The sequence below is a fragment of the uncultured Streptococcus sp. genome (assembly GCF_963511325.1).
In the GTDB taxonomy this organism is placed as follows: Bacteria; Bacillota; Bacilli; order Lactobacillales; family Streptococcaceae; genus Streptococcus.
Map to the genome: position 1 here is coordinate 64,314 of NZ_CAUPII010000005.1, position 24,336 is coordinate 88,649.

Sequence of the window (24,336 nt, forward strand, 5' to 3'; positions counted from 1 at the left end):
GACCTTAGTTGCCCCTAAAAAATAGTCTAGATTATGGGTGTATAGCTCAAAGCAATACTTCCTTCTCCCAGGTGAGTCCCAATAACACTACCGAAGGTTGCAATTGAAACATCTGTAGCCACTCCACCATCGATCAAAAGTTGACGTAAATCTGCTGCTTTTTGAGGAGCATTCCCGTGAATGACAGTAATCTGGTAATTCCCATTAGCGGTTGCTTCTTTAACAATTTCAACCAAGCGTTTGGTAGCCTTTTTCTCTGTACGAACCTTTTCATATACTTCTATCACACCCTGGTCATTGAAGTATAAGATTGGCTTGATACTAAGGAGATTCCCTAAAATGGCCGCACCATTTGAAAGACGTCCCCCCTTAACCAGATGGTCAAGATCATCCACCATAATAAAGGCTGAGGTATTTTCAATCTGTTCTGTTAACTTATCTAGTATAGACTGGAAATCATCTCCCTGCTCAGACCATTGAAACACACTTTCCACCATGAAACCTAGTGGTGCACTTGTAATTCGAGTATCAGGAAAAGCAATGGTCAAACCTTCAAACTCATCCTTCATGTATTGGATATTTTGGTAAAACCCTGAAATTCCAGAAGATAGGAAAAGACCCAAGGCATGTGTATAGCCTTTAGCTTTTAATGATGATAAAATTTCATCTAACTTGGCAATACTTGGTTGGCTCGTTTTTGGCAGTTCGCTTGCTGAAGCCATTTTTTCATAAAATTCTTGAGCGGTTAGATTTACACCTTCAACATACTCCTGTCCATCGATATTCACAGGAATGTCTAGCACAAATAAATCTTCTTTCCGCAAGGTTTCCGCTTGTAGAAAAGCAGACGAGTCTGTTATGACCGCTAATTTCATTTCTTAAAACTCCAAATTAATTCCCGGTATATCAAGGGCAATTTCTGTTACTTCATAAGTCAAACGATTAAGCATATCCAAAGATGGACGAGCTAGTGTCTCAACCTCTTCTTGGCTGAAATCACTTGGTTGATCGATAATACGACCTTCAACATGGTTGACTTGAGAAATCGTTCCGCTAATGACAAATCGATCAAAGACAATCATAAAGCTCAAAACAACTACTAAAGAGGTAACTTGATTTTCTTGATCATGCTGAAGCAACTGGAAGTTTACATCTACCTTAGTTTCAGGTGCTCCATTTTCATTTTCCCATTCAAAGTTACGCGCATCGAAGTGATACTGGCTGACAAATTCTTGTTCACGTTTTAAATTCATTTTCATCTCCATTGGTACAATATAGTTGCCATTGTACCATATTTTTTTATTTTCTGCTAGATTTACTAAATACCAATCTCAGTTTTAACAACTTCAGCAATAGTGTCTACATAGTAGTCTACTTCCTCAGTGGTTGGTGCTTCAGCCATGACACGCAAGAGTGGCTCCGTTCCACTTGGGCGAACGAGGATGCGACCATTGCCTGCCATTTCTGCTTCCATCTTCTCGATAATAGCCTTGATTGCTGGCACTTCCATAGCTTTTTCTTTCATGGCATTTTCCACACGGATATTGACTAATTTTTGTGGGTAAATGGTCACTTCTGAGGCCAATTGAGACAAACTCTTACCTGTTTCTTGCATGATCTTGGTCAATTGAACTGCTGAAAGCTGACCATCACCAGTAGTATTATAGTCCATCAAGATAACGTGACCTGACTGCTCACCACCGAGATTGTAGCCAGATTTTCTCATTTCTTCAACGACATAGCGGTCTCCAACAGCAGTAACTGCCTTATTGATCCCTTCACGATCCAAGGCCTTATGGAAACCAAGGTTAGACATAACGGTTGTCACAATTGTATTTTGAGCCAATTGACCTTTTTCAGAGAGGTATTTCCCGATAATGTACATAATCTTGTCACCATCGACGATGTCGCCATTTTCATCAACAGCAATTAAACGGTCACTGTCCCCATCAAAGGCTAAACCAATGGCAGACTGGCTTTCTTTCACAAGTTCTTGTAAGGCTTCTGGATGAGTTGAACCAACGTTCAAGTTGATGTTAAGACCATCTGGTGTTTCACCAATAACTGTTAATTGAGCACCTAGGTCTACAAAAATTTGACGAGCACTTGTTGCAGCTGCTCCGTTAGCAGTGTCCAAGGCAACCTTCATCCCTTCAAGAGGAGTTCCAGTTGAAACGAGGTAGGCTTCATATTTACGCAAACCTTCTGGGTAGTCTACAACCGTACCTAAGCCCTCTGCACTTGGACGTGGAAGAGTATCTTCACTTGCATCAAGCAAGGCTTCGATTTCTGCTTCTTTGTCATCGTCTAGTTTAAAGCCGTCACCACCAAAGAATTTAATTCCGTTATCAAGAGCTGGGTTGTGACTTGCTGAAATCATGACACCTGCACTGGCTCCCTCAGTTTTCACCAAGTAAGCTACTGCTGGTGTTGCAAGAACTCCAAGCTTATAAACGTGAATTCCGACTGAAAGGAGACCAGCAATCAACGCTGCTTCAAGCATTTGACCTGAGATACGAGTGTCACGTCCTACAAACACTTTCGGTGCTTCAGTCGTATGTTGACTGAGGACATAACCTCCAAAACGTCCCAATTTAAAAGCTAATTCTGGAGTTAATTCTACGTTTGCTTCTCCACGGACTCCGTCCGTTCCAAAATATTTACCCATTTTTTTATCCTTTTCTATTGTTTTATTAATCTTTTTTTGAAGAGTCTGGCTTGGTTTCAGAACCAGTTGAAGACGAACTGCCCGAAGATGAGCTTGTCGTTGATGAGCTAGAACTACTTGCTGATCGAACTTGTTTCGTTGTTATCTTCATGGTTGTTTCATACGGTTTAATCACCGTTGGTAAAACTGTTCCATTCTTATCAATAGCTTGTAGAGGAACTGAACCCGTATAATTTCCTGTAATTTTTTCACTAGTTGGTAAAACAGCCACAATCTTATCAATCTTGGATAAGGTATCAGCATCACTAGTAACCGAAACGCGTTCATCTGAAACAGTCACACTATCGATGAGAATTCGTTCATCAACCTTACCAGAGTCAATCTGTGGAGTGACTGGTAAATTATCCCGTGTTGCCTTCTTCCCAATTTTAACGGTGATTTTCTGTGGTGTTGCTAGGGCTGTTAAACCGCTTGGAAGATTCTCAATGGTCAAGGGAACTTCAATGGTTCCTTCGGTAGCTTGTGTCAAATCTGCAATAACCTTGAATTTACGAGTGCTTTCTTGCATCTCACTAGCCAAGGTCACTCGATTAGATCCAGTTAAAAATACCGTTACTTCTGAACTAAAACCGCTAATAAAATACTGCTCACTATCGTACTGAATATCAATCGGTACATTTACGACTGTATTGGTATAGGTTTCTGTTCGAGCCGGTCTTGCATTATTATTATTTTGGTAATTAATAGAGGTAGCGTAGATAAATAAAACACAAGCAAAGAGGAGTGAGGAGATGATATATAAACTATTTTTTTTCATTCTTCCAGCCTCCTAATATACGCTCTGTTAAGCTTGGCTCTTGTGAATTTTCCGGAATCAGTATACGACGTAGCTCTTCCTCAAATTCTTCCATCGTTAAATCATGCTTAAAGACACCATTATAGGTAATGGAAATACCTCCAGTTTCCTCTGATACCACAAAAGTGAGAGCATCAGAAACCTCAGATAAACCAATGGCTGCACGATGTCGCGTTCCAAACTCCTTAGAAATACCAGTGGCTTCAGTAAGCGGAAGATAAGCAGATGTTACAGCTATTCGATCACCTTTTATAATGACTGCACCATCATGTAAAGGTGTGTTTGGAATGAAGATATTGATTAAGAGTTCTGCAGAAATCTTAGCATCTAAAGGAATCCCCGTGGAAATATATTCCTGCAAGGTTCTGACACGCTGAACTGATACAAGTGCTCCAATTTTTCGCGGGCTCATATATTCAACTGCTTTAACAAAGGCCTGAATCATCTGTTCTTCTGAACTCATTGGTGTACTTGAAAAGAAATCAGTCGCACGTCCTAATCGCTCTAAACCTGTCCGAATTTCTGGAGAGAAAATAACAACCGCTGCAATAACCCCGTAAGTAATCAATTGATTGATCAACCAGGAAATAGTCGTCAAGCCCAAGGTATTAGCTGCTATCTGAGCTAAGATAAAGACTAGAACGCCTCGAACCAGGATCATAATCTTGGTTCCTGCAATTGATTTTGTAAATTGGTATAAGATATAGGCAACGATAAGAATATCAATCACATTTATCAGAATACTCCAAGGACTGGAAAATAAACTAGACCAGTATTGAAGATTAGATAATTGCTGAAAATTCATTCTAGGCCTCCTCTCCATAAAAAAGCTACTCTTCATTATATCATTTTATATGAAAATTTTCTTCATCCTACTTCATTTTACATTAGCAGAAAATATGATAGAATAAGAAAATAGAAATTATTAAGGAGAAATCATGTCTGAATTATTTGATATTACCATTGTAGGAGGTGGTCCTGTTGGTCTCTTCGCAGCCTTCTATGCTCATCTACGCCAGGCCAAGGTCCAAATCATCGACTCTCTTCCTCAACTAGGGGGGCAACCTGCCATCCTTTATCCTGAAAAACAAATTCTTGATGTCCCAGGTTTTCCAAATCTTACTGGCGAAGAATTGACTAGTCGCTTGTTAGAACAATTAGAAGGTTTTGATACCCCTGTTCACCTCAATGAAACTGTTCTTGAGATTGAAAAAGAGGATGATGTTTTTAAGATTACAACCAATAAGGGAAATCATACTTCTAAAACCGTAATTATTGCTATGGGTGGTGGTGCCTTTAAACCTCGTCCACTCGAATTAGAAGGTGTTGAAGGCTATGACAATATCCACTACCACGTTTCTAACATTCAACAATATGCTGGTCAGAAGGTAACCATTCTGGGTGGTGGTGACTCAGCCGTTGACTGGGCTTTAGCTTTTGAAAAGATTGCTCCAACTACACTTGTTCACCGTCGCGATAACTTCCGTGCACTTGAGCATAGCGTCCGAGCCTTGCAAGAGTCTTCTGTGACTATCAAAACACCATTTGTGCCGAGTCAACTTCTTGGAGATGGAAAAACTTTAGACAAGCTTGAAATTACAAAAGTTAAATTCGATGAGACTGAAAGCATTGAATTGGACCACCTCTTTGTCAACTATGGCTTTAAATCTTCTGTAGGTAATCTTAAAAAATGGGGATTAGAACTGAACCGCCACAAGATTATCGTCAATAGCAAGCAAGAGTCAAGCCAAGCTGGAATTTACGCTATCGGTGACTGCTGCTACTACGAAGGTAAGATTGACTTGATTGCGACAGGTCTTGGGGAAGCACCAACTGCTGTCAACAATGCCATTAACTACATTGACCCAGAACAAAAAGTTCAACCAAAACACTCTACAAGTCTATAAGAAAAGAACCACGAATCATGCGATTCGTGGTTTTTACAATTCCTCTGCGATTTTGTTGATCTTTCTCAAGCGATGATTGACACCACTTTTGGTTAAGGGATTTGTCAGACTATCTGCCAACTTTTGAATAGAATAGTCTGGATGCTGGATACGCAGACGGGCGACTTCCTGCAAATCTGCTGGCAGATTATCCAAGCCAATTCTATCTTTGATTTTACTGATATTATTAATGGTTTTCATGCTTGCAGAAACCGTACGTGCAATATTAGCTGTCTCTGCATTATTAGCACGATTGAGATCATTTCGAGTTTCTCGGAGAATCTTGACACCTTCAAAAGTATCACGTGCCTGCATAGCTCCCACCAAAATCAGGAAATCCATAATATCTTCTGCTCGCTGGAGATAGGTCACTGCACCTTTTTTTCGTTCAATCACCTTGGCATCTAACAAAAACTGCTGCAAAAGCGAAGCAATCCCTTGGGCATGATCTAGATAAACTGAACTAATTTCCAGTTGATACTTGCCTGACTCAGGATCACGAATGCTGCCATTCGCTAAGAAGGCTCCACAGAGGTAGGCACGTCCTGCTTCTTCATCTCCTAAAATATCTGGATCAATCCCTGTCTCCAGGCCGAAGAAAGAATCAGCCAAACGTAAATCCGCTAAAAGTTCTTGGACTCGCTCATCAGTAAATACAGTATAGACGCGATTTTTCCGTAGATTACTTCTCTGGTGGTGACGAATCTCCGACTTGATGCCATAGAAGTGTAAGAAAGATTCATAGAGATGGCGGGCAAGCTTGGCACTCTCTGTAACAACGGACAAGGTTAAGCCAGAACTCGACAAACCTACGCTTCCAGACATCTTGATAATGGCTGATAACTCATAGCGACTCAGATGGTGCTGACCTAGGATTTCTTCTTTTACTGCTACTGTGAAACTCATTTTCTCACCTGTATGATGCGCATCAATTCATCAACGATTAAATCCCCATCGTGGAAGGCGCCACCATTTTCCAAACGTAGGAAGTTGGATGAAATGACACGTGGGACTTGCTTACGTAAGCCTTCAAAATCATGCTCAACCTGTACTAAATACTCATCAAAACGGTTGGTATCCATATAATCTCTAGGTACCTTCTCGATATTAACAAGCACAGTATCAATAAATGGTCTACCCAAATGACGTTGCAAGACTTCTACGTGGTCACTGTCTGTGAAATGCTCTGTCTCGCCACGCTGGGTCATGATATTGCAAACATAAGCCACCTCTGCTTTGGTTTCAAGAAGGGCTTTTCCAATCTCTTCAATGACGATATTCGGCAAAATGGAGGTAAAGAGTGAACCAGGCCCTAAGACAATCATATCACTCTCAAGAATGGTATTCACAACTCGACGACTTGCTTGTGGTTTTTCATCATCCAGGGTATTGGTGACGTAAACATGATCAATCATGCCTGGATGGTCTGCAATGTGACTTTCCCCAGCTACTTCTGAACCATCTTTAAAGACTGCGTGCAAGGTTAAGGGATGATCACTAGATGGATAAATCTTACCTGTCGTATGAAAAAATTTACTCAGTAATTGCATAGCATTATAGGTTGAACCCTGCATTTCAGAAAGCCCTGCTATGAGAATATTCCCCAGAGGATGTCCAGCAAAAGCACCTGCATCCTCCGAAAAGCGGTATTGAAAAACCTTCTCATAGAACTTTGGCATATCTGACATGGCAACAAGTACATTGCGTAAATCCCCAGGTGGTGTCAACTGCTGCATATTTTTACGCAGTTCACCTGATGAACCTCCGTCATCAGCGACGGTTACAATGGCTGCAATGTCGACATCTCTTTCCCGCAAACTTTTTAAAATAACTGGTATTCCAGTTCCTCCACCGATCACCGTAATTTTTGGTTTTCTCATGAACGGTTTACCGTTTCCTTTCTTCGGTCTTTATCACGATGACTTTCATTTACAGACCAATTCTTAGACAAATCATTGGCTAAGCGTTTGGCAAATGCAACACTTCGGTGTTGTCCACCTGTACAACCTACAGCAATGGTTAAAACTGATTTGCCCTCTTTTTTATAGCCAGGTAGGATTGGTTCGATCAAGGCCAACAAATGGCGGTAAAAATCTTCAGATTCCTCATGATTCATAACATAGTCATAAACGGCCTGGTCTTCACCTGTCTGATTGCGAAGTTCTGGTAGATAGTAAGGATTTGGTAGGAAACGAACATCAAAAACTAAGTCAGCATCAATTGGAATGCCATATTTAAACCCGAAAGACATAACCTCAATACGGAAGGACTGAGCCTGTTCTTGATCTGAAAATTGCTCTGCAATCGTCTTACGAAGTTCACGGGGAGTTAACTCTGTTGTGTCTACTACGTTTTGACTCATATTTTTCAAGGGTGCCAAAAGTTCGCGTTCCAACTTGATCCCGTCCAAGATACGACCATCTGCTGCCAGAGGGTGACTTCTTCTAGTTTCCTTATAGCGTGCCACCAATTCCTTATCTGCTGCATCCAAAAAGAGGATTTTAAAGTCTAAATCATCTTGATTTTCCAATTCATCCAAGACAGCCTGAATTTCTGAGAAGAAAGAACGGCTACGCATATCAACCACTAGGGCTAACTTGTGGTCATCATCCTTGGTCTCAACCAACTGCAAAAATTTTGGTAAGAGAGCAGGCGGCATATTATCAATGGTAAAATATCCTAAATCCTCAAAGGATTGAATGGCTACAGTTTTTCCTGCACCACTCATTCCTGTCACAATCACCAGGTGAAGTTGTTTCTTTGTCATCATTGTCTCCTTATATCAAAAGAAGTTTGGAAAAACCAAACTTCTAATAGCTTATCCAATCTCTGCGATGACTTCAATTTCGACTTTTACATCGCGAGGAAGACGAGCTACTTCCACAGCTGAACGAGCTGGAAATTCCTTATTAAAGGCTGTTTGGTATACCTCATTGAAAGGTACAAAGTCGTTCATATCACTCAAAAAGCAAGTTGTTTTGACCACATGGTCAAAATCTGTACCTGCTTCTGCCAAAATAGCTCCAATATTTTTCAAAACTTGTTCAGTCTGTTCTTGAATCGTTTCTCCTATGATTTCTCCAGTTTCAGGAGATAAAGGAACTTGACCGCTAGCAAACAAAAGGTTCCCAACGATTTTTCCTTGAACGTAAGGTCCTATTGCCTTTGGAGCTTTATCTGTATGAATTGTTTTTGCCATATGTATTCCTCACAATTTTTCTAAAATAGCATCCCAAGCCTGGTCCATTCCTGCTTTTGTTACGGATGAAAAGAGGATAAAGTCATCACTTGGATCAAAGTTTAATTTCTTTTTAATGGCTGATTCGTGCTTGTTCCATTTCCCACGCGGAATCTTGTCTGCCTTGGTCGCTACAATGATGACAGGAATCTCGTAATATTTAAGAAATTCGTACATCTGCACATCATCAGCCGTCGGATCATGGCGAAGGTCAACAAGACTGACAACCGCTCGAAGATTTTCTCGAGTGGTTAAGTACTCCTCAATCATGCGTCCCCATTTTTCGCGTTCCTTTTTGGACACACGGGCATAACCGTAACCAGGCACATCTACAAAACGCATCTTATCATCAATATTAAAGAAATTAAGTAGTTGTGTTTTCCCTGGTTTTCCAGAGGTACGAGCTAGATTTTTACGATTGAGCATGGTATTGATAAAGCTCGATTTACCAACATTTGAGCGCCCTGCAAGAGCAATTTCAGGAAGTTCATCCTGCGGATAGTGGGACTTATTGGCAGCACTCAGTAAAATCTCAGCATTGTGTGTATTGATTTCCATAGTCACCTCTAGGCTGTCTCTAGGATTGGCTTAGCTGTTCCATCAACTGCTTCTTTTGTGATACGGACAGTTTTCACATTTTCTTGACTTGGAACTTCAAACATAACATCTAACATGGTTTCTTCGATGATTGAGCGAAGACCACGTGCTCCAGTTTTACGTTCGATGGCTTTGTTAGCAATCTCTTGGAGAGCCTCATCGTCAAATTCAAGCTCTACATCGTCATATGAAAGCAAGGTCTGGTATTGTTTAACCAAGGCATTTCTTGGCTCTTTCAAAATGCGAACCAAGTCATCCACTGTCAACTGCTCCAAGGCTGCAAAGACAGGCAAGCGTCCAATTAATTCAGGAATAATACCGAATTTCTGAATATCTTCTGCAATGATTTCTTGCATGTATGAGCTGTTTTCGTCAATAGCCTTGCTATTTTGTCCGAAACCGATAACTTTTTCACCAAGACGCTGTTTGACAATTTCTTCGATTCCATCAAAGGCACCACCCACGATGAAGAGGATATTCTTGGTATCTACTTGAATCATTTCTTGTTGTGGATGTTTGCGTCCACCTTGAGGAGGGACGCTAGCTACAGTTCCCTCGATAATCTTGAGGAGTGCTTGTTGCACACCTTCACCAGAAACATCACGTGTAATAGAAACATTCTCGCTCTTCTTAGCAATCTTGTCGATTTCGTCTACGTAGATAATCCCACGCTCTGCTCGTTCAATGTTAAAGTCAGCTGCCTGCAAGAGTTTGAGAAGAATGTTTTCCACGTCCTCACCTACATAGCCTGCTTCTGTAAGAGCTGTTGCATCAGCAATAGCAAACGGTACATTCAAACTTCTAGCAAGAGTCTGAGCAAGGAAAGTCTTCCCTGATCCAGTTGGGCCAATCATTAGAATGTTTGATTTTTGCAAATCAACATCTTCAGTTTCTTCACGAGTGTCATGGAAATTGATGCGTTTGTAGTGGTTATATACAGCCACTGCCAAAGCACGTTTAGCACGATCTTGACCGATCACATAGTGGTTCAAAATGTTTAAGAGTTCGATTGGTTTTGGTACCTCAGACAAGTCCGCCAAAACTTCCTCAGCCAACTCCTCACGAATAATTTCCTGAGCCAACTCTACACATTCATTACAGATAAAGGCATTGTTCCCAGCAATTATTTTTTTAACTTCTTCTTGGCTTTTGCCACAAAATGAGCAATAAACCATCATATCATTTTTCCTATTTGTAGACATGATTCCCTTCCGTTCTAACTATTCATTCTATCTAAAATAAGGTCATATAAAAAGCATGAATGCTATTCACCAAGTTTGTGAAAGCATTTAGCCAAAGCAGAGTAGCAAGTCCAAAGCGCTTTTTACGAAAAGCGTGTGTTCCAGCTACAAGACAGACAGCACACAAAAGAGCTGTAAAAAAACCAAAAATACTGCGCTCCATTAGACTTCCTTTCTCTTTCTATATTCGATGGTAAAATCATAGACATTTTTCTCATCTTTGGAATAAGATTTGCTTGCAACAGTCTCAAAAACAGTCAAGTCAAAATCTTCTGGGAAATAGGTATCCCCTTCAACTTGAGCATGAATTTGTGTCACAATAATCTCATCGAGATAAGGTTCAAAAAGCTGAAAAATCTGCTTGCCACCAAGGATATAGAGATTCTTAGCCTGATGATGATACCAGTCTAAAACATCCTCAACATTTTGGAAAACCAGTGCTCCTTCAATTGACTCTTCGGGATTGCGTGTCAAAATCAAGGTCTCACGTCCTGGAAGCAAACGTCGTCCCATTCCATCAAAGGTTACACGTCCCATTAAAATGGCATGATTCAAGGTTGTTTCTTTAAAATGCTTTAACTCTGCAGGCAAATGCCATGGCAAGCGATCCTCTTTTCCGATTACACCCTTTTCATCTTGAGCCCAGATGGCTACGATTTTTTTTGTCATGCTTTCATCCTTTTCATTGATAGTTCTATTTTATCAAAAATCTTCAAAAAAGACTGTTTTGGAATGCCCTCCTGAATAGAAAAAATCCGTAGAAAACTTCTACGGATTTTTAGAAAAATAATGTATCTTACAAACCAGGTGCTTGTCCTAATTCTGCTGCAAGCATCCAGACAGTTTTTTCAAGGTCAGCTTTAGCACCAACGAAGATATCATTGGTTACATCATCACCTTCTTCATCTGTTACATCCAATGCTTTTTGGAAAAGAGTGATAAGGTAACGATAAATCTCAAGGACACGTTCCAAACTTTCTTCTACGTTGCGGAATTCTCCAACACCTTCTTCGATTTCACTGTGTTGAAGGAATTCTGTCAAAGTAGAGTATGGTTTGCCACCAAGAGTGATCAAGCGTTCGCTGATTTCATCAAGGTAACCATCAAGGCTATCCATGTATTCATCCATCTTAGGATGCCATACCATAAAACCACGTCCACGCATGTACCAGTGAACTTGATGAAGAGCGATATGCGCTACGTACAAGTCAGCCACAGCTTGATTCAAGACTTCCTTTGTTTTTACTAGCGTTTCAGGAGCTGTCTTAGATAATGTTGTTACATCTTTTAATGCATCTTTTTTCAATTCTACCATTTTTCTCACCTCATAATATTATTTTTGTAACCATATTTATTGATTACTACCTCAGTATACTACACCTAGTAGACAAAAGCAAGAAAATTAACCCATATTAAAAAAGTTGTAATTGACTGATAATTTAAGAAAATGAGTGGCTATTTATCCTAGCTATTTTCTCTGTTTTTACTAGAGAATTGACTTCGGTAAAGGTCATAATAGAAACCTTTTGCAGCTAAGAGACTTTCATGATTTCCTTGTTCGATTATCTGCCCATCTTTCAGCACCAAAATTTTGTCAGCTTCCTGAATAGTCGAAAGTCGATGGGCAATGACAAAACTTGTTCTCCCCTTCATCAAACGTTTCATAGCCTTTTGAATCAAGAGTTCTAAACGAGTATCGACTGATGAGGTCGCTTCATCAAGGATTAAAATTTTTGGATCAGCCAAGAGAGCACGCGCGATAGTTAACAACTGTTTTTGCCCAAGAGAAATATTACTTGACTCTTGGTTCATTTCCATGTTATAGCCACCAGGAAGGGTGCGGATAAAGTGGTCAACATTGGCCGCCTTAGCAGCTTCAACGATTTCTTCATCTGTTGCCTCAAGATTTCCAAAGCGAAGATTTTCCTTGATACTGCCTTCATAGAGCCAGGCATCCTGTAGAACCATCCCAAATTGTCGACGATAGTCCTGACGAGACAGGTCACGAATATCTTGACCATCCACTAAAATAGCACCAGCTGTCACATCGTAAAAACGCATGAGAAGGTTAATCAAGGTTGTTTTACCTGCTCCAGTTGGTCCTACGATGGCTACCATCTCTCCAGGTTCAACATCTAAGTTAAAATTGCGAATCAATGGTTTGTTTTCCACATATTGGAAATCGACATTCTTGAAGCTAACTTGACCTGTCAATGGTGCTAGTTCTTTCACTTCAGCAGTTTGGACTTCTTCCTGTTCATCTAAAACTTCAAAGACACGATCAAGCGAAGACTTAGCACTTTGCATTTGCCCAGCTAATTGAGTGATATTTTGGATCGGCTGGCTGACTTGCCACACATACTGAACGAAAGCTTGCATATTACCAATCGTCAAGCGCCCTGCAATAACCTGCAATCCACCTAATACTGCAACAATCAGATAGGTTAAATCAGACACGATATGAAGGGCAGGCATCATCAATCCTGAAATAAAGCTAGCCTTGAATCCGACTTGTTGTAATTCATCCGTAATCTTTTCAAATCTCTCTTGAGAGTTTTCTTCACGTCCGAAAAGTTTTAAAACATTAAAACCTGTCAAGTTTTCCTGTACAAATCCATTCATACGTCCCAATATAGCTGCTTGCTGTTTAAAGTACGGCTGCGAACGATTCAGAATCGTTTTAGCACCAAAATAAGTAATCGGAATCGACAAGATAACAATGATAGCCAACTGAAGATTTAGATAGAGGACCATTCCCATAACAAAAATAATGGTAAAGACTGCATTAACAATCTGTAAGAAGGATTGTTGGAGTGCATTAGATACGGTCTCTACATCACTAGTAAAACGTCCCAGCAAATCTCCAAATTGGTGTTTGTCAAAGTAAGACACAGGGATGCGGTTGATTTTTTCGCTCATTTCATTTCGCAAATCCTGTATCATAGACTGGACAGCATTGGTCATGAAGTAGTTTGAGTAATAAGAACCCAACTCATAAAAAAGGCCACGCAAGAGATAGATCGCCAGAATCACTGCGATATAGCTGGTATTAATCCCTGCTCCTGCAACACCATTTGCCATAGCAAGGAGATTGCTAGTTAATTCTGTGATGGCAAGCCCCAATACGAAAGGCTCGATGACACTCATAATAACGCTGACTATTTTCAAGAAGACTGCAAAGAAAACAGAGAATCGGTAGGCTTTTAAATAGCTCCATAGACGAGCTAGACTAGATTGTTGTTTCATCCTTTACCTCCTATTCTTCTGTCAGAGACGCATTTTTCAGCTGCGACTCAGCAATTTCTCGATAGATATCATTGGTTTCCATCAATTCTTGATGACGGCCACGACCAACGATTTCACCCTTATCAAGGACGATAATCTGGTCAGCATCCATGATAGTTCCAACACGCTGCGCGACAATTAATACCGTAGCATCTTGCGTCACTTCCTTGAGACGACGTCGTAAGATTGCATCTGTACGGTAATCCAAGGCTGAGAAAGAATCGTCAAAGATATAGATATCTGGACCCTTGATGACTGCTCGAGCAATCGACAAGCGTTGTTTCTGACCACCTGATAGGTTGCTTCCCCCTTCAGCCAGATGAGTCGCAAAACCTTCTTCTCGACTTTCGATAAAGTCTTTGGCTTGAGCTACATCAGCTGCTTGGTGCAAATCCTCATGACTGGCATCCTCTTTCCCGTAACGGAGATTGTCTGCGATAGTTCCTGTAAAGAGCAAGGCTTTTTGGGGAATAAATCCAATTTTCTGGCGGAGTGATTTGAGACGGTAATCTCGGACATCAACACCATCGACCTTAATTTTCCCCAGTGTAACATCGTAGAAACGTGGAATTAACTGAACCAGAGTAGACTTACCTGACCCAGTCGAACCGATAAAAGCAATGGTTTCTCCCGGTTTAGCAGTAAAGGAAATATTATGCAAAACAGGGCTTTCCGTTTCACCAGGATAGGCAAAGGTCACATTATCAAATTCTAAGTAACCATGTGTTTCTGTTTCTTGAATTCCGTCCTCATTTGGATCAATGGAAATGGGCATATCCATGATTTCCTTCAAGCGTTCACTGGATACGGCCGTTCTAGGGTACATGGTAAAGAGGTTTGACAAGAAAAGGAAGGACAAGAGAGCGTGGAAACTATACTCGATAAAGGCCACCAAATCCCCAATCTGCAAACTTCCCAGTTTGAGAGGATCCAAAGCAAACCAAACGATAGCTACAATCATAGCAATAATGATTTGCACAAAAAGCGGTTCTGTCAAACCAGTCAATTTGAACAAACGATTTGAATTATCCGCATAGATTGCATTTTTCTCTTCGAAACGTTTTTCTTGAAAATCTTCACGAGCAAAGGCACGAATCACTCGTAGCCCCATCAAATTTTCACGGACATACTGGTTAATCTTATCCAAAGTTTTCTGTTGTTTTTCAGATAAGGGACGCGTTTTCACCGCCACATAAATGACTACTACAGCTAGAAAAGGAACGGAAAAAGCCACAATCCAAGCTAGTGAAGGACTGGTCAAGAAAATCATGAGAATACTCGATAGCATCATCATAGGAGTGATAACACCCAACTTAAGCGTTTGTTCCGCAAACTGCATAAGGACAAAGGCATCACTAGTAATACGAGTCACCAATGAAGAAACACCAATTTGTTCATATTCGTGATGAGAATACTCTTGCAGCTTTGCATAGACATCATCCCGCATGTCCTTAACCATATTCGTGGTCAATTTACTAGCAGCATAAGCTAGAACAACCCGCCCAAATGTTCCCAAGACGATAATAACCAACATGATGATGGCCCAAAAATAGAGTTTATCCTGGTCACCTTGGTTGATTCCCTGGTCAATCATGCGGGCCAAAACTGTTGGTAAACCTAGATTGACAATGACAAAGAAAATTGCCCCGAGAAAGTCTAACACTAACCACTTGGGATAGCGTTTGAGATAAGACCAAATATACAGCATGATTCTCCTTTCTTTTTCTTCTAATACTCTTCAAAAATCAAATTCAAACCACGTCAGCTTCGTCTTGCCGTACTCAAGTACAGCCTGCGGCTCGCTTCCTAGTTTGCTCTTTGATTTTCATTGAGTATAAAATGCAGAAAAGAGCGTGCTTTCGCACGCCATTTTACTAAAAAGAAGACAGGCAGCCAAAACCTCGAGAGGGGGGAACTGTCTGTCTCAGATATTTAAGGCTTATTTTACAAAGTCAAGCAATGCCAAGAAGCTTTCTGGATCAAGTGATGCACCACCAACAAGAGCTCCGTCAACGTCTGGACAAGCCATGTATTCTGCAACGTTTTCAGGTTTAACTGAACCACCGTATTGAACACGTACTTTATCAGCTACTTCTTGACCAAAGTCAGCTGCTACAACGTCACGAACAACTTTACACATTTTTTGTGCATCGTCTTGTGAAGCTGATTTACCAGTACCGATAGCCCAGATTGGCTCATAAGCGATAACTGATGAAGCTACTTGTTCTGCAGTCAATCCTGCAAGAGCAGCTGAAACTTGAGCACCTACGAATTCTGCTGCTTTACCAGCTTCGTAAGTTTCAAGGCTTTCACCACAACAGATGATTGGAAGCATACCGTTAGCAAAGATTGCTTTTGCTTTTTTGTTGATATCTTCGTCTGTTTCGTGGAAGTAGTCACGACGTTCTGAGTGACCGATAACAACGTAGTCAGTACCGATTTCTTTCAAAACTTGTGGGCTAGTTTCACCAGTGAAAGCACCAGCATTTTCAAAGTAGCAGTTTTGAGCAGCAACTTTAAGGTTTGAACCTTTAGCAGCAGCAAGAACAGTTGTCAAATCGAGAGCTGGAGCTGCGATACCTGCTTCAACAAGGTCTGCTGAAGGAAGTTTTGATGCTACAGCTTCAACGAATGCTTTTGCTTCTTCTGGGTTTTTGTTCATTTTCCAGTTACCAGCGATAAATGGTTTACGTGACATTTCACATACCTCTTTTTTCATTTTATTTTCTACTTATTTTATCATATTTATAGATAGCTTGCAAATCTTACTCTGTAACTAGAAGTCTTCTTTTCAAAAACTTTCCAGTTGCCATTTCTATTTAAAAGCTGGCTTGCGCCTCGTTAATTTGACCACTGCTTCTGTTCTAGCCGTGTGTGGAAACATGTCAACGGACTGGATATAATGCAGGTCATAAACCTCTAGCAATCGGACTAAATCACGCGCCAAGGTAGACACATTGCAGGAAACGTAGACCATCTTTTCAGGAGCGTATGTGACGATGGTATCCAAGAGTTTGTCATCTAAACCTGTACGTGGCGGGTCCACAATCAAGGCATCGGCACGATAGCCTTCCTTGTACCAACGAGGGATAATTTCTTCTGCAGTTCCTGCTTCATAGTGGGTATTGGTATACCCCATACGCTTAGCATTTTCTTTGGCATCCTCAATAGCTTCTGGGATAATATCCATCCCTCTCAAACTTTTGACTTTTTTTGCAAAGGCAAAACCTATGGTCCCAACACCACAATAAGCATCAATCAGATGGTCATCCTCAGTCACGTCCAATGCTTTTACGGCTTCACTATAGAGAATTTCAGTCTGTTCAGGATTAAGCTGATAAAAAGCTCGTGGCGATAGAGAAAATTCATAGTCTAGGACTCCCTCGCCTATACTATCTTGACCCCAAATAATCTCAGTCTTGTCCCCATAAATTTCACTAGTTTTAGCAGTATTGGTATTGACTGCGACAGTCACTACTTCAGGATAATCCTTGACTAGGTCCTTCACAAATTGAGTCAAATTCAATTGGCGATTGGTCACAATGATAATCTGAACTTGCCCAGTTTTCCGTGCTCGACGAACCATGATGGTCCGAACTCCAAGAATTTTCCGTTCATCTGTAATCGGAATTTGATGGTAAGTCAAGAGTTCAGCAATGCGATTGGCAATAGCTTGTGTCTCCTTATCTTGAACCAGACAGTCCTTTAACTCGACCAAATAATGGGAATTCTGAGCATACAAACCTGCCTTAACTTGGCCTTTAAACTTTCGTGTTTGAAATTGCAGTTTAGCCCTATAATACTTTGGTTTCTGCATGCCAATAGTTGGTCTAATCTCAAAGTTTTCATAGCCAGCAGGGGCAAATTTCTTCAGAGCTTGATGGAGAAGATCTGTCTTGAACTCCAGCTGCTTATCATAATGTAGATGCATGATCTGACAACCACCACACTCATTATAAATAGTACAGTCTGGAACCACTCGAAACTTAGATTTTTTATTAACCTCAAGCAGTTTTGCCTCAACGTAGTTACGCTTAACAGAAGTCACCTGACAATAGATATCTTCTCCCTTGAGGGCTCCTGGGACAAAAACGAGGGTTTTCTGATAAAATCCGATTCCTTCCCCGTTAATCCCCATACGCTTGATTTTTAATGGAATTTTTTGTTTGACTTTTAGATTCATAAGTCTATTATACCACGTAGTTTCTCAATGGTTAAGAATATGTTACAATAAAACCATGAATACAAAGATATCTTTTTCCCCATTGGATTTTCCTGTGCAATTACGAACTTATATAGAGGGGGCAAATCTATCTGACAGCTCTTCTCATTCAGGTGCAAGAGTTCTCTATCTTGATTCAGGTTACTATTTAAAAATTGATCAAAAGGGAAGATTAGAGCGAGAAGCTAGCATTGCAAGTTGGTTTGAACAAGAGGGAATAGGAACTCCAGTCATCCACTATCTATCAACAGATAAAGACTACCTCCTGACTAAAGAGGCTATTGGTCATGATGCTCTCGCTTTTTTAGACCAACCAGAAAAAATCTGCCGAACAATGGCAGAGGCTCTTAAAAAGCTTCACAACTTAAACCCACAAAATTTTCCATCAGAAAATCATTTAAAAGCCTATAAAGAAAGAGCCTTTAAAAACTATGAAAAAGGGGAGTTCTATGCCAAGGCGCTCCTACCCCAATTCCAAATTAACAGTCGCGAAGAGGCCTTCCAAGTCATCCAAGAACAAGGGCACCTTTTAAAGACAGATGCCTTTATTCACGGTGATGCCTGTCTACCAAACTTTATTCTCAAAGATGCTGACCACTTCTCTTGCTTTATTGATCTTGGTTTGGCTGATTTCAGTGACCGGCATATCGATCTCTTTTGGGCTATTTGGTCCCTCAATTACAACTTAAAAGATCCCAAATATGCTGAACTATTTCTTGACTATTATGGGAGAGAGCTGGTTGATAGCAACAAACTTCGACTCGTTGCTGCCTTTGAAGCATTTGGGTAAGAGGAAAACATGAAAATCACAAAACTTGAAAAGAAAAAAAGACTCTATCTGCTCGAACTTGATAGCGACCAAACCTGCTACATTACAGAGGATACCATTGTTCGCTTTATGTTAACAAAAGGGAAAGAGATCTCAGCTGAGGAACTAACTGAGATTAAATCCTTTGCGCAATTTTCCTACAGTAAAAATCTAGCTCTCTACCACTTATCCTTCAAGGCCCGTACTGAAAAAGAAGTTAGAGATTATCTTGCCAAACATGAAATTGATGAGAAAATCATCTCCCAAGTCATTCAGTCTCTAAAGAATGACAACTGGATCAATGACCGCCAATATGCACAAGCTATCATCAATTCCAATCAGCTTTCAGGAGATAAGGGAAGCTATATGCTGATGCAGAAGATTTCTCAAAAAGGAGTTGCTAAGGCCGTTATCCAAGACGTCTTACAAGAATTTGATATGACGGAAGTCGCAGAGCGCACAGCTAAAAAACTATTGAAAAAATACCAGGAGAAATTACCTGCCCGTGCTATACAGGATAAGATTATCCAAGGCCTAACCAATAAAGGATTTTCCTATACAGAAGCCAAGTCTGCCTTTGATCAACTAGATAACCAGGTCGATGAAGAAACTATTCAGGAGCTAATTTTTAAAGAATTGAATAAGCAATACCCAAAATACTCACGGAAGTATGAAGGATACGAACTGAAACAACGTTTGACCCAAGTTTTAGCTAGAAAAGGTTATGATTTTTCGGATATAGCCAGCGCTCTCAGAGAATATCTTTAATTTTTTCATAAAAAAACTAAGAACTTTAAATAAAAATGTGATATAATAGTAAATGATAAACTTATAAATTGTAGAAAGTTGGTTAGTTATGAAACTTCCAAAAGAAGGCGACTTTATTACAATTCAAAGTTATAAGCATGATGGGAGTCTCCACCGTACTTGGCGAGACACCATGGTACTAAAAACAACAGAGAACGCTATTATCGGCGTCAACGACCACACACTTGTTACCGAAAGTGACGGTCGTCGTTGGGTGACTCGAGAACCGGCTATTGTTTACTTTCACAAGAAATATTGGTTTAATATTATCGCTATGATTCGTGAAAATGGTATCTCCTACTACTGCAATATGGCAAGTCCTTACTATCTGGATGAAGAAGCTTTAAAATACATTGACTATGATTTGGATGTTAAAGTTTTTACAGATGGTGAAAAACGCCTCTTGGACGTTGAGGAGTATGAACGACATAAGCGAAAAATGAAGTATTCTTCTGATCTAGACTATATTCTGAAAGAGCATGTTAAGATTCTTGTTGATTGGATTAACAATGAGCGAGGTCCTTTCTCAGAAGCCTATGTCAACATTTGGTACAAACGCTACGTAGAACTAAAGAATCGGTAAAGTTGTCAGAGGTCAGGATTTAAATCCTGACCTCGTTTTTTGATTTTCAACAAGCCTTTGAGTAGCGACTAATTGAACTGTTTATCAGCCTTCTAAATTCCAAAAAGCTCCTTTGAGCAAAACTTCATTTTTATCCACAAATCTTAAGTCTCAACTAATTTATTGAAGTCTCTCGAGTCATGGACTAGGAATTCATAGATTGGTCCATCGACTTCTCTCCATCACCTTTTCCTAGCAAAAAACCTGCCTTAAGGCAGGTTTTCGTTTAAATGTCTAATTTCGTAACGGTAAATTTGATATGGGAATAATCTTTCTCGATATCCTTATCTACCATAAAGGCTGTTGCATCCTTCTTGACCTGTACCAAGTCAATATTCTGTGCTTGAGCGGCATAGACACAGCCACAGTAACATTGTCGATAGATGTCATACTCTTCACACATCTCCACTGAACGTTTATAGCCTTGATTTTTCTTAAAGTCACTCGGAAGATAATGCGTGGTGTAGATTTTCTGCACATCAATCCCGATACTATTGATGGTTTGCGAATTTTTGTGAGGACTGATCGTCAGGGCCGAACCAAAGTAGTCAAATCCCAAGTCCATAGCTACCTGCGCTGTCTTATCCAGACGATAGTCAAAACAAACCTTACAACGATCGCCACCTTCAGGTTCTTCTTCCAAACCTCTGACCAGCTGACGGTATTCGTTGGGTTCATAGGGTGCTTCTAGATATTGAACCTTGTTGCCAGTTCGTTCATTGAAATCACTAACAAACTTTTTTGTCACATAGGCACGCTTGTGATACTCAGCTTTAGGATGGATATTTGAATTAGCAAAATAAATAGTCACATCCGCATACTTGGTCAAGTACTCTAGAGTGTAGGTGCTACAAGGAGCACAACAGACATGCATGAGAATGGTTGGTCTCTCTTCATTTTTTTCCCAAACTTGAACCATCTTTTGCATGACACGGTCATAGTTGATCTTTTGATTGGGATTCATCTTACTTAGAATTTCTTCTACATCGATCATACTCTTCTCCTTTTCCTCTTGCTATTGTACCACAGGATGATCCTTTGGGCAAATAGGTTTTCGTGCTTTACTTAGTTTTTAAGTCCTTATCTAATAGCTTGCCCATCCTTGTCAGACTGATTATTAATATAGGATAAATGAAAAGTAAGATAAGGCCTAGAACTAAAAAGACCGCTACAAGACCCCAACGATCAATCATCCAGCCTGTCAGTGGAAATATGACAATCATGGAAAGACTAAAGAGCATAGAATTGATACTAAGCATAGTTGCTCTTACACTGGAAGGTAAATAACCTTGTAAGTCATTGAAATAGATCGGCTGATAAACTGCATAAAGTGTATCAGTTAAAAGATATACAAGAAGAAAAGCAAAGGGGGTTCCTGAAAACACCAACAACAAGGCCAAGCCCGTTAGTGCAACAAGAGTCGGAAAAACTCGATTACTATTCCATTTTTTACCGATTTGACTAGCTACATAAACCGCTATAAGATTTGACACACTACCAATAAGCATAACCAGTGAAACCTGCCATCCTGCTAAGTCACTTATTTTCTGCTGATAATAAAAGTAAAACATACACATGAGTGTCCCTACTAGCTGATAAGTCAGCATCCAGTAAAAGAGTACTGGTTTTTCCTGCCATTCTTTACGAACTTGCTGGACAATCATTTTAAAGGTTAAGACTTCATTTTTCTCTCTCTTAGCCATTGGTTCTTTCATCAAATAAATCAAAATGATAGAAAGAAATGAAAATCCTATAGCAATAAGATAGGTCCAGGCAAGTGCTCCGTGAATGAAGAAGCCTGCCACAACTGTACCTAGGGTTCGGGTGACTTCTGCCACACCAGATAAAAAGCTAGAAATCTGAAGATAATGGTCCTTTTGACCCGCTTCAACCGCCGAATCATATAAGAAAGCGGTACTGGTCCCCGAGTCAAAATTGTAGGACCAAGCATTAACCATCATGGCAATCGCATAAATCCAAAAATTCCCCTGACCAAACAAAATCAAGATAGAGGACACAATACTGGCTAAGCGAGCCAAATAGAGATTGGTCTTGTAACTAAATCGATCAGCCAACATACCAGATGGGATTTCACACAAGAGACTTGTCCCATGAAAGATACTCTCTAGTAAACCGATTTGAAGCAAGGATAGACCATTTTGGATGAAAAATAAAATCCAAAAACTGGTGATTCCAAAATAAGACGTGAATTCCAGACCTGCTAGGAGTGGAATATTGCGTTTGTAAGTTCTTTTAAACATTGTTTTCTCTCTTTCAATATGTAATATGATTGTTTCTAAAAGACTTACTTAGATTTGCCTACATTTTCTCCACCTCTTTCATTTAAAGTAATACTCAATGAAAATCAAAGAGCAAACTAGGAAGCTAGCCGCAGGCTGCTCAAAACACTGTTTTGAGGTTGTGGATAGAACTGACGAAGTCAGTAACATATATACGGTAAGGTGAAGCTGACGTAGTTTGAATTTGATTTTCGAAGAGTATAAAAACGCCAGACGGCGTTTTTATGGCTATTAAGGTTTGATACGGTGCAACATACGTGGGAATGGAATTGCTTCACGGATGTGTTTAGTTCCAGCTGCAAAAGTTACCATACGCTCGATACCGATACCAAATCCACCGTGTGGTACTGTACCGTATTTACGAAGGTCAAGGTAGAATTCATACTCTGTACGATCCATACCTAATGATTCCATCTTAGCTACAAGGGCATCATAGTCTTCCTCACGCATTGAACCACCGATGATTTCTCCGTAACCTTCTGGAGCAAGCAAGTCTGCACAAAGCACGCGATCTGGGTTCCCAGGAACTGGTTTCATGTAGAAGGCCTTGATGTCTGCTGGGTAGTTAATCACGAAAGTTGGTACACCAAAGTGGTTTGAAATCCAAGTTTCGTGTGGTGAACCAAAGTCATCTCCATGCTCAAGATGCTCGTAGTCAGCGTCTTCATCATTTTCATGCTCTTGCAAGAGGTCAATGGCTTGATCGTAAGTGATGCGTTTGAATGGCTCTGCAATGTAGCGTTTCAAAAGCTCAGTGTCACGTTCCAATGTTTCCAAGGCTTGAGGAGCACGATCAAGAACACCTTGAAGCAATGCTTTTACATAAGCTTCTTGCAAGTCAAGTGACTCATCGTGTGTCAAGTATGAGTACTCCGCATCCATCATCCAGAATTCAGTCAAGTGACGACGAGTCTTAGATTTCTCCGCACGGAATACTGGACCAAAGTCAAAGACACGACCAAGGGCCATAGCTCCAGCTTCAAGATAAAGCTGACCAGATTGACTCAAGTAGGCTGGTGTTCCAAAGTAGTCAGTTTCGAAAAGTTCTGTAGAATCTTCTGCTGCATTTCCTGAAAGAATTGGGCTATCAAACTTCATAAAGCCGTTCTTGTCGAAGAACTCATAAGTTGCATAGATGATAGCGTTACGAATTTGCATCACCGCTACTTGCTTACGAGAACGGAGCCACAAGTGACGGTTGTCCATCAAGAAGTCTGTTCCGTGTTCTTTTGGTGTAATTGGGTAATCTTGAGATTCACCGATCACTTCGATGTCTGTAATATCCAACTCGTAACCAAATTTAGAACGTTCGTCTTCTTTGACAATCCCTGTCACAAAAACAGATGTTTCTTGGCTTAGGCGTTTGATGGTGTCAAATTTTTCAAGACCTACTTCTTCTCCAAATTTTTCGATAAAGTTTGGTTTAAAAGCCACACCTTGGAAAAAGGCTGTTCCGTCACGCAATTGTAAGAAGGCAATTTTCCCTTTTCCAGATTTGTTGGCAACCCAAGCACCAATAGTGACTTCTTGACCAACGTAGTCTTTTACTTCGATAATTGTTACACGTTTTGTCATGTTTTATCTTCCTTTTTTTGTTTAACTTGTCTAAAGACATTATTACCCACTATTGTACCACAAATAATGCCTGATAGCTAGCTAGTTTGATAGAAATTCATAAGTTTTTAGATACGGGAAACTTCTCAAAGTAACTTCCACTTATCTGACCAAAGTGGAAATTAGTCTAAA

At 40.3% G+C, this 24,336-nt stretch carries 24 protein-coding genes; 4 read left to right on the forward strand and 20 right to left on the reverse strand.

Annotated elements, in window-relative coordinates; all coding sequences use genetic code 11:
• Positions 1–26: 26 nt before the first annotated feature.
• The 5 genes from RQ973_RS02890 to cdaA form a co-directional block, all read right to left on the reverse strand.
• The gene (locus RQ973_RS02890) at positions 27–875 is read right to left on the reverse strand and encodes a DegV family protein (RefSeq protein WP_311522695.1); all 849 of its coding nucleotides are present in this window, start codon (positions 873–875) and stop codon (positions 27–29) included.
• Between the two features lie 3 nt (positions 876–878).
• Positions 879–1,253 (reverse strand): DUF1149 family protein, encoded by a 375-nt coding sequence (locus tag RQ973_RS02895; protein WP_311522696.1) that lies wholly within the window; start codon positions 1,251–1,253, stop codon positions 879–881.
• A gap of 65 nt (positions 1,254–1,318) precedes the next feature.
• Positions 1,319–2,668 (reverse strand): phosphoglucosamine mutase, encoded by a 1,350-nt coding sequence (gene glmM, locus RQ973_RS02900; protein WP_311522697.1) that lies wholly within the window; start codon positions 2,666–2,668, stop codon positions 1,319–1,321.
• A 25-nt stretch (positions 2,669–2,693) separates the two neighbouring features.
• On the reverse strand, positions 2,694–3,485 hold the full coding sequence (locus RQ973_RS02905) for a CdaR family protein (RefSeq protein WP_311522698.1): 792 nt from the start codon (positions 3,483–3,485) through the stop codon (positions 2,694–2,696).
• Positions 3,472–4,329 carry a diadenylate cyclase CdaA gene (gene cdaA / locus RQ973_RS02910; protein ID WP_311522699.1) on the reverse strand — a complete coding sequence of 286 codons (858 nt, stop codon included), beginning with the start codon at positions 4,327–4,329 and terminating at the stop codon, positions 3,472–3,474. Before cdaA ends, RQ973_RS02905 begins: the two co-directional genes overlap by 14 nt.
• Before the next feature lie 133 nt (positions 4,330–4,462).
• Here cdaA and RQ973_RS02915 point away from each other — a divergent pair, with 133 nt between their 5' ends.
• Positions 4,463–5,431 (forward strand): NAD(P)/FAD-dependent oxidoreductase, encoded by a 969-nt coding sequence (locus tag RQ973_RS02915; protein WP_311522700.1) that lies wholly within the window; start codon positions 4,463–4,465, stop codon positions 5,429–5,431.
• A 33-nt stretch (positions 5,432–5,464) separates the two neighbouring features.
• On the opposite strand, the gene whiA is transcribed toward RQ973_RS02915, so the two are convergent.
• The 12 genes from whiA to rlmD all read right to left on the reverse strand — a co-directional run bounded on the left by whiA (position 5,465) and on the right by rlmD (position 18,014).
• Positions 5,465–6,376 (reverse strand): DNA-binding protein WhiA, encoded by a 912-nt coding sequence (gene whiA / locus RQ973_RS02920; protein WP_061863585.1) that lies wholly within the window; start codon positions 6,374–6,376, stop codon positions 5,465–5,467.
• Positions 6,373–7,350: a YvcK family protein gene (locus RQ973_RS02925; RefSeq protein WP_001231098.1), complete on the reverse strand. Its 978-nt coding sequence runs from the start codon at positions 7,348–7,350 to the stop codon at positions 6,373–6,375. Before RQ973_RS02925 ends, whiA begins: the two co-directional genes overlap by 4 nt.
• Positions 7,347–8,237: an RNase adapter RapZ gene (rapZ, locus tag RQ973_RS02930; protein ID WP_004252192.1), complete on the reverse strand. Its 891-nt coding sequence runs from the start codon at positions 8,235–8,237 to the stop codon at positions 7,347–7,349. Before rapZ ends, RQ973_RS02925 begins: the two co-directional genes overlap by 4 nt.
• A gap of 51 nt (positions 8,238–8,288) precedes the next feature.
• Complete coding sequence (locus tag RQ973_RS02935) at positions 8,289–8,669, reverse strand: RidA family protein (protein WP_311522701.1); 381 nt, start codon at positions 8,667–8,669, stop codon at positions 8,289–8,291.
• Positions 8,670–8,678: 9 nt separating this feature from the next.
• Entirely contained in the window at positions 8,679–9,266 is a 588-nt protein-coding gene (yihA, locus tag RQ973_RS02940) for a ribosome biogenesis GTP-binding protein YihA/YsxC (protein WP_006148034.1), read from the reverse strand.
• 8 nt (positions 9,267–9,274) lie between these two features.
• The gene (gene clpX, locus RQ973_RS02945; RefSeq protein ID WP_006152251.1) at positions 9,275–10,507 is read right to left on the reverse strand and encodes an ATP-dependent Clp protease ATP-binding subunit ClpX; all 1,233 of its coding nucleotides are present in this window, start codon (positions 10,505–10,507) and stop codon (positions 9,275–9,277) included.
• Between the two features lie 201 nt (positions 10,508–10,708).
• Positions 10,709–11,215 carry a dihydrofolate reductase gene (locus tag RQ973_RS02950; protein WP_311522702.1) on the reverse strand — a complete coding sequence of 169 codons (507 nt, stop codon included), beginning with the start codon at positions 11,213–11,215 and terminating at the stop codon, positions 10,709–10,711.
• Between the two features lie 127 nt (positions 11,216–11,342).
• Entirely contained in the window at positions 11,343–11,861 is a 519-nt protein-coding gene (locus tag RQ973_RS02955; protein ID WP_311522703.1) for a Dps family protein, read from the reverse strand.
• 149 nt (positions 11,862–12,010) lie between these two features.
• Positions 12,011–13,792: an ABC transporter ATP-binding protein gene (locus RQ973_RS02960; RefSeq protein WP_311522704.1), complete on the reverse strand. Its 1,782-nt coding sequence runs from the start codon at positions 13,790–13,792 to the stop codon at positions 12,011–12,013.
• A gap of 10 nt (positions 13,793–13,802) precedes the next feature.
• Complete coding sequence (locus RQ973_RS02965) at positions 13,803–15,539, reverse strand: ABC transporter ATP-binding protein (RefSeq protein ID WP_311522705.1); 1,737 nt, start codon at positions 15,537–15,539, stop codon at positions 13,803–13,805.
• Positions 15,540–15,770: 231 nt separating this feature from the next.
• On the reverse strand, positions 15,771–16,529 hold the full coding sequence (gene tpiA, locus RQ973_RS02970; protein ID WP_075232122.1) for a triose-phosphate isomerase: 759 nt from the start codon (positions 16,527–16,529) through the stop codon (positions 15,771–15,773).
• A gap of 117 nt (positions 16,530–16,646) precedes the next feature.
• Entirely contained in the window at positions 16,647–18,014 is a 1,368-nt protein-coding gene (gene rlmD, locus RQ973_RS02975; RefSeq protein WP_311522706.1) for a 23S rRNA (uracil(1939)-C(5))-methyltransferase RlmD, read from the reverse strand.
• Positions 18,015–18,069: 55 nt separating this feature from the next.
• On the opposite strand from rlmD, the gene RQ973_RS02980 reads away from it, so the two are divergent.
• The 3 genes from RQ973_RS02980 to RQ973_RS02990 all read left to right on the forward strand — a co-directional run bounded on the left by RQ973_RS02980 (position 18,070) and on the right by RQ973_RS02990 (position 20,251).
• Positions 18,070–18,843, forward strand: coding sequence for an aminoglycoside 3'-phosphotransferase (locus RQ973_RS02980; RefSeq protein ID WP_311522707.1), 774 nt, complete (start codon positions 18,070–18,072; stop codon positions 18,841–18,843).
• A 9-nt stretch (positions 18,844–18,852) separates the two neighbouring features.
• The gene (gene recX, locus RQ973_RS02985; protein ID WP_075232125.1) at positions 18,853–19,629 is read left to right on the forward strand and encodes a recombination regulator RecX; all 777 of its coding nucleotides are present in this window, start codon (positions 18,853–18,855) and stop codon (positions 19,627–19,629) included.
• A gap of 88 nt (positions 19,630–19,717) precedes the next feature.
• On the forward strand, positions 19,718–20,251 hold the full coding sequence (locus tag RQ973_RS02990) for a DUF402 domain-containing protein (protein WP_000775325.1): 534 nt from the start codon (positions 19,718–19,720) through the stop codon (positions 20,249–20,251).
• A 265-nt stretch (positions 20,252–20,516) separates the two neighbouring features.
• Here the strand turns inward: RQ973_RS02990 and RQ973_RS02995 are convergent, their stop codons facing one another.
• The 3 genes from RQ973_RS02995 to asnS all read right to left on the reverse strand — a co-directional run bounded on the left by RQ973_RS02995 (position 20,517) and on the right by asnS (position 24,165).
• Positions 20,517–21,284 (reverse strand): epoxyqueuosine reductase QueH, encoded by a 768-nt coding sequence (locus tag RQ973_RS02995; RefSeq protein WP_000567559.1) that lies wholly within the window; start codon positions 21,282–21,284, stop codon positions 20,517–20,519.
• 67 nt (positions 21,285–21,351) lie between these two features.
• Positions 21,352–22,551: an MFS transporter gene (locus RQ973_RS03000; RefSeq protein WP_311522708.1), complete on the reverse strand. Its 1,200-nt coding sequence runs from the start codon at positions 22,549–22,551 to the stop codon at positions 21,352–21,354.
• 270 nt (positions 22,552–22,821) lie between these two features.
• Positions 22,822–24,165, reverse strand: a complete 1,344-nt coding sequence (asnS, locus tag RQ973_RS03005) for an asparagine--tRNA ligase (protein WP_045763626.1) — start codon at positions 24,163–24,165, stop codon at positions 22,822–22,824.
• Between the last annotated feature and the right edge of the window lie 171 nt (positions 24,166–24,336).

Coding starts and splice junctions, on each gene's coding strand:
- RQ973_RS02965 (WP_311522705.1), bottom strand. CDS start 15,539: ATGCTGTATATTTGGTCTTATCTCAAACGCTATCCCAAGTGGTTAGTG.
- RQ973_RS03000 (WP_311522708.1), bottom strand. CDS start 22,551: ATGTTTAAAAGAACTTACAAACGCAATATTCCACTCCTAGCAGGTCTG.
- RQ973_RS02915 (WP_311522700.1), top strand. CDS start 4,463: ATGTCTGAATTATTTGATATTACCATTGTAGGAGGTGGTCCTGTTGGT.
- tpiA (WP_075232122.1), bottom strand. CDS start 16,529: ATGTCACGTAAACCATTTATCGCTGGTAACTGGAAAATGAACAAAAAC.
- yihA (WP_006148034.1), bottom strand. CDS start 9,266: ATGGAAATCAATACACACAATGCTGAGATTTTACTGAGTGCTGCCAAT.
- rapZ (WP_004252192.1), bottom strand. CDS start 8,237: ATGACAAAGAAACAACTTCACCTGGTGATTGTGACAGGAATGAGTGGT.
- RQ973_RS02905 (WP_311522698.1), bottom strand. CDS start 3,485: ATGAAAAAAAATAGTTTATATATCATCTCCTCACTCCTCTTTGCTTGT.
- rlmD (WP_311522706.1), bottom strand. CDS start 18,014: ATGAATCTAAAAGTCAAACAAAAAATTCCATTAAAAATCAAGCGTATG.
- RQ973_RS02925 (WP_001231098.1), bottom strand. CDS start 7,350: ATGAGAAAACCAAAAATTACGGTGATCGGTGGAGGAACTGGAATACCA.
- glmM (WP_311522697.1), bottom strand. CDS start 2,668: ATGGGTAAATATTTTGGAACGGACGGAGTCCGTGGAGAAGCAAACGTA.
- clpX (WP_006152251.1), bottom strand. CDS start 10,507: ATGTCTACAAATAGGAAAAATGATATGATGGTTTATTGCTCATTTTGT.
- RQ973_RS02955 (WP_311522703.1), bottom strand. CDS start 11,861: ATGGTAGAATTGAAAAAAGATGCATTAAAAGATGTAACAACATTATCT.
- cdaA (WP_311522699.1), bottom strand. CDS start 4,329: ATGAATTTTCAGCAATTATCTAATCTTCAATACTGGTCTAGTTTATTT.
- RQ973_RS02950 (WP_311522702.1), bottom strand. CDS start 11,215: ATGACAAAAAAAATCGTAGCCATCTGGGCTCAAGATGAAAAGGGTGTA.
- RQ973_RS02995 (WP_000567559.1), bottom strand. CDS start 21,284: ATGATCGATGTAGAAGAAATTCTAAGTAAGATGAATCCCAATCAAAAG.
- recX (WP_075232125.1), top strand. CDS start 18,853: ATGAAAATCACAAAACTTGAAAAGAAAAAAAGACTCTATCTGCTCGAA.
- RQ973_RS02990 (WP_000775325.1), top strand. CDS start 19,718: ATGAAACTTCCAAAAGAAGGCGACTTTATTACAATTCAAAGTTATAAG.
- RQ973_RS02895 (WP_311522696.1), bottom strand. CDS start 1,253: ATGAATTTAAAACGTGAACAAGAATTTGTCAGCCAGTATCACTTCGAT.
- RQ973_RS02960 (WP_311522704.1), bottom strand. CDS start 13,792: ATGAAACAACAATCTAGTCTAGCTCGTCTATGGAGCTATTTAAAAGCC.
- RQ973_RS02980 (WP_311522707.1), top strand. CDS start 18,070: ATGAATACAAAGATATCTTTTTCCCCATTGGATTTTCCTGTGCAATTA.
- RQ973_RS02935 (WP_311522701.1), bottom strand. CDS start 8,669: ATGGCAAAAACAATTCATACAGATAAAGCTCCAAAGGCAATAGGACCT.
- asnS (WP_045763626.1), bottom strand. CDS start 24,165: ATGACAAAACGTGTAACAATTATCGAAGTAAAAGACTACGTTGGTCAA.
- whiA (WP_061863585.1), bottom strand. CDS start 6,376: ATGAGTTTCACAGTAGCAGTAAAAGAAGAAATCCTAGGTCAGCACCAT.
- RQ973_RS02890 (WP_311522695.1), bottom strand. CDS start 875: ATGAAATTAGCGGTCATAACAGACTCGTCTGCTTTTCTACAAGCGGAA.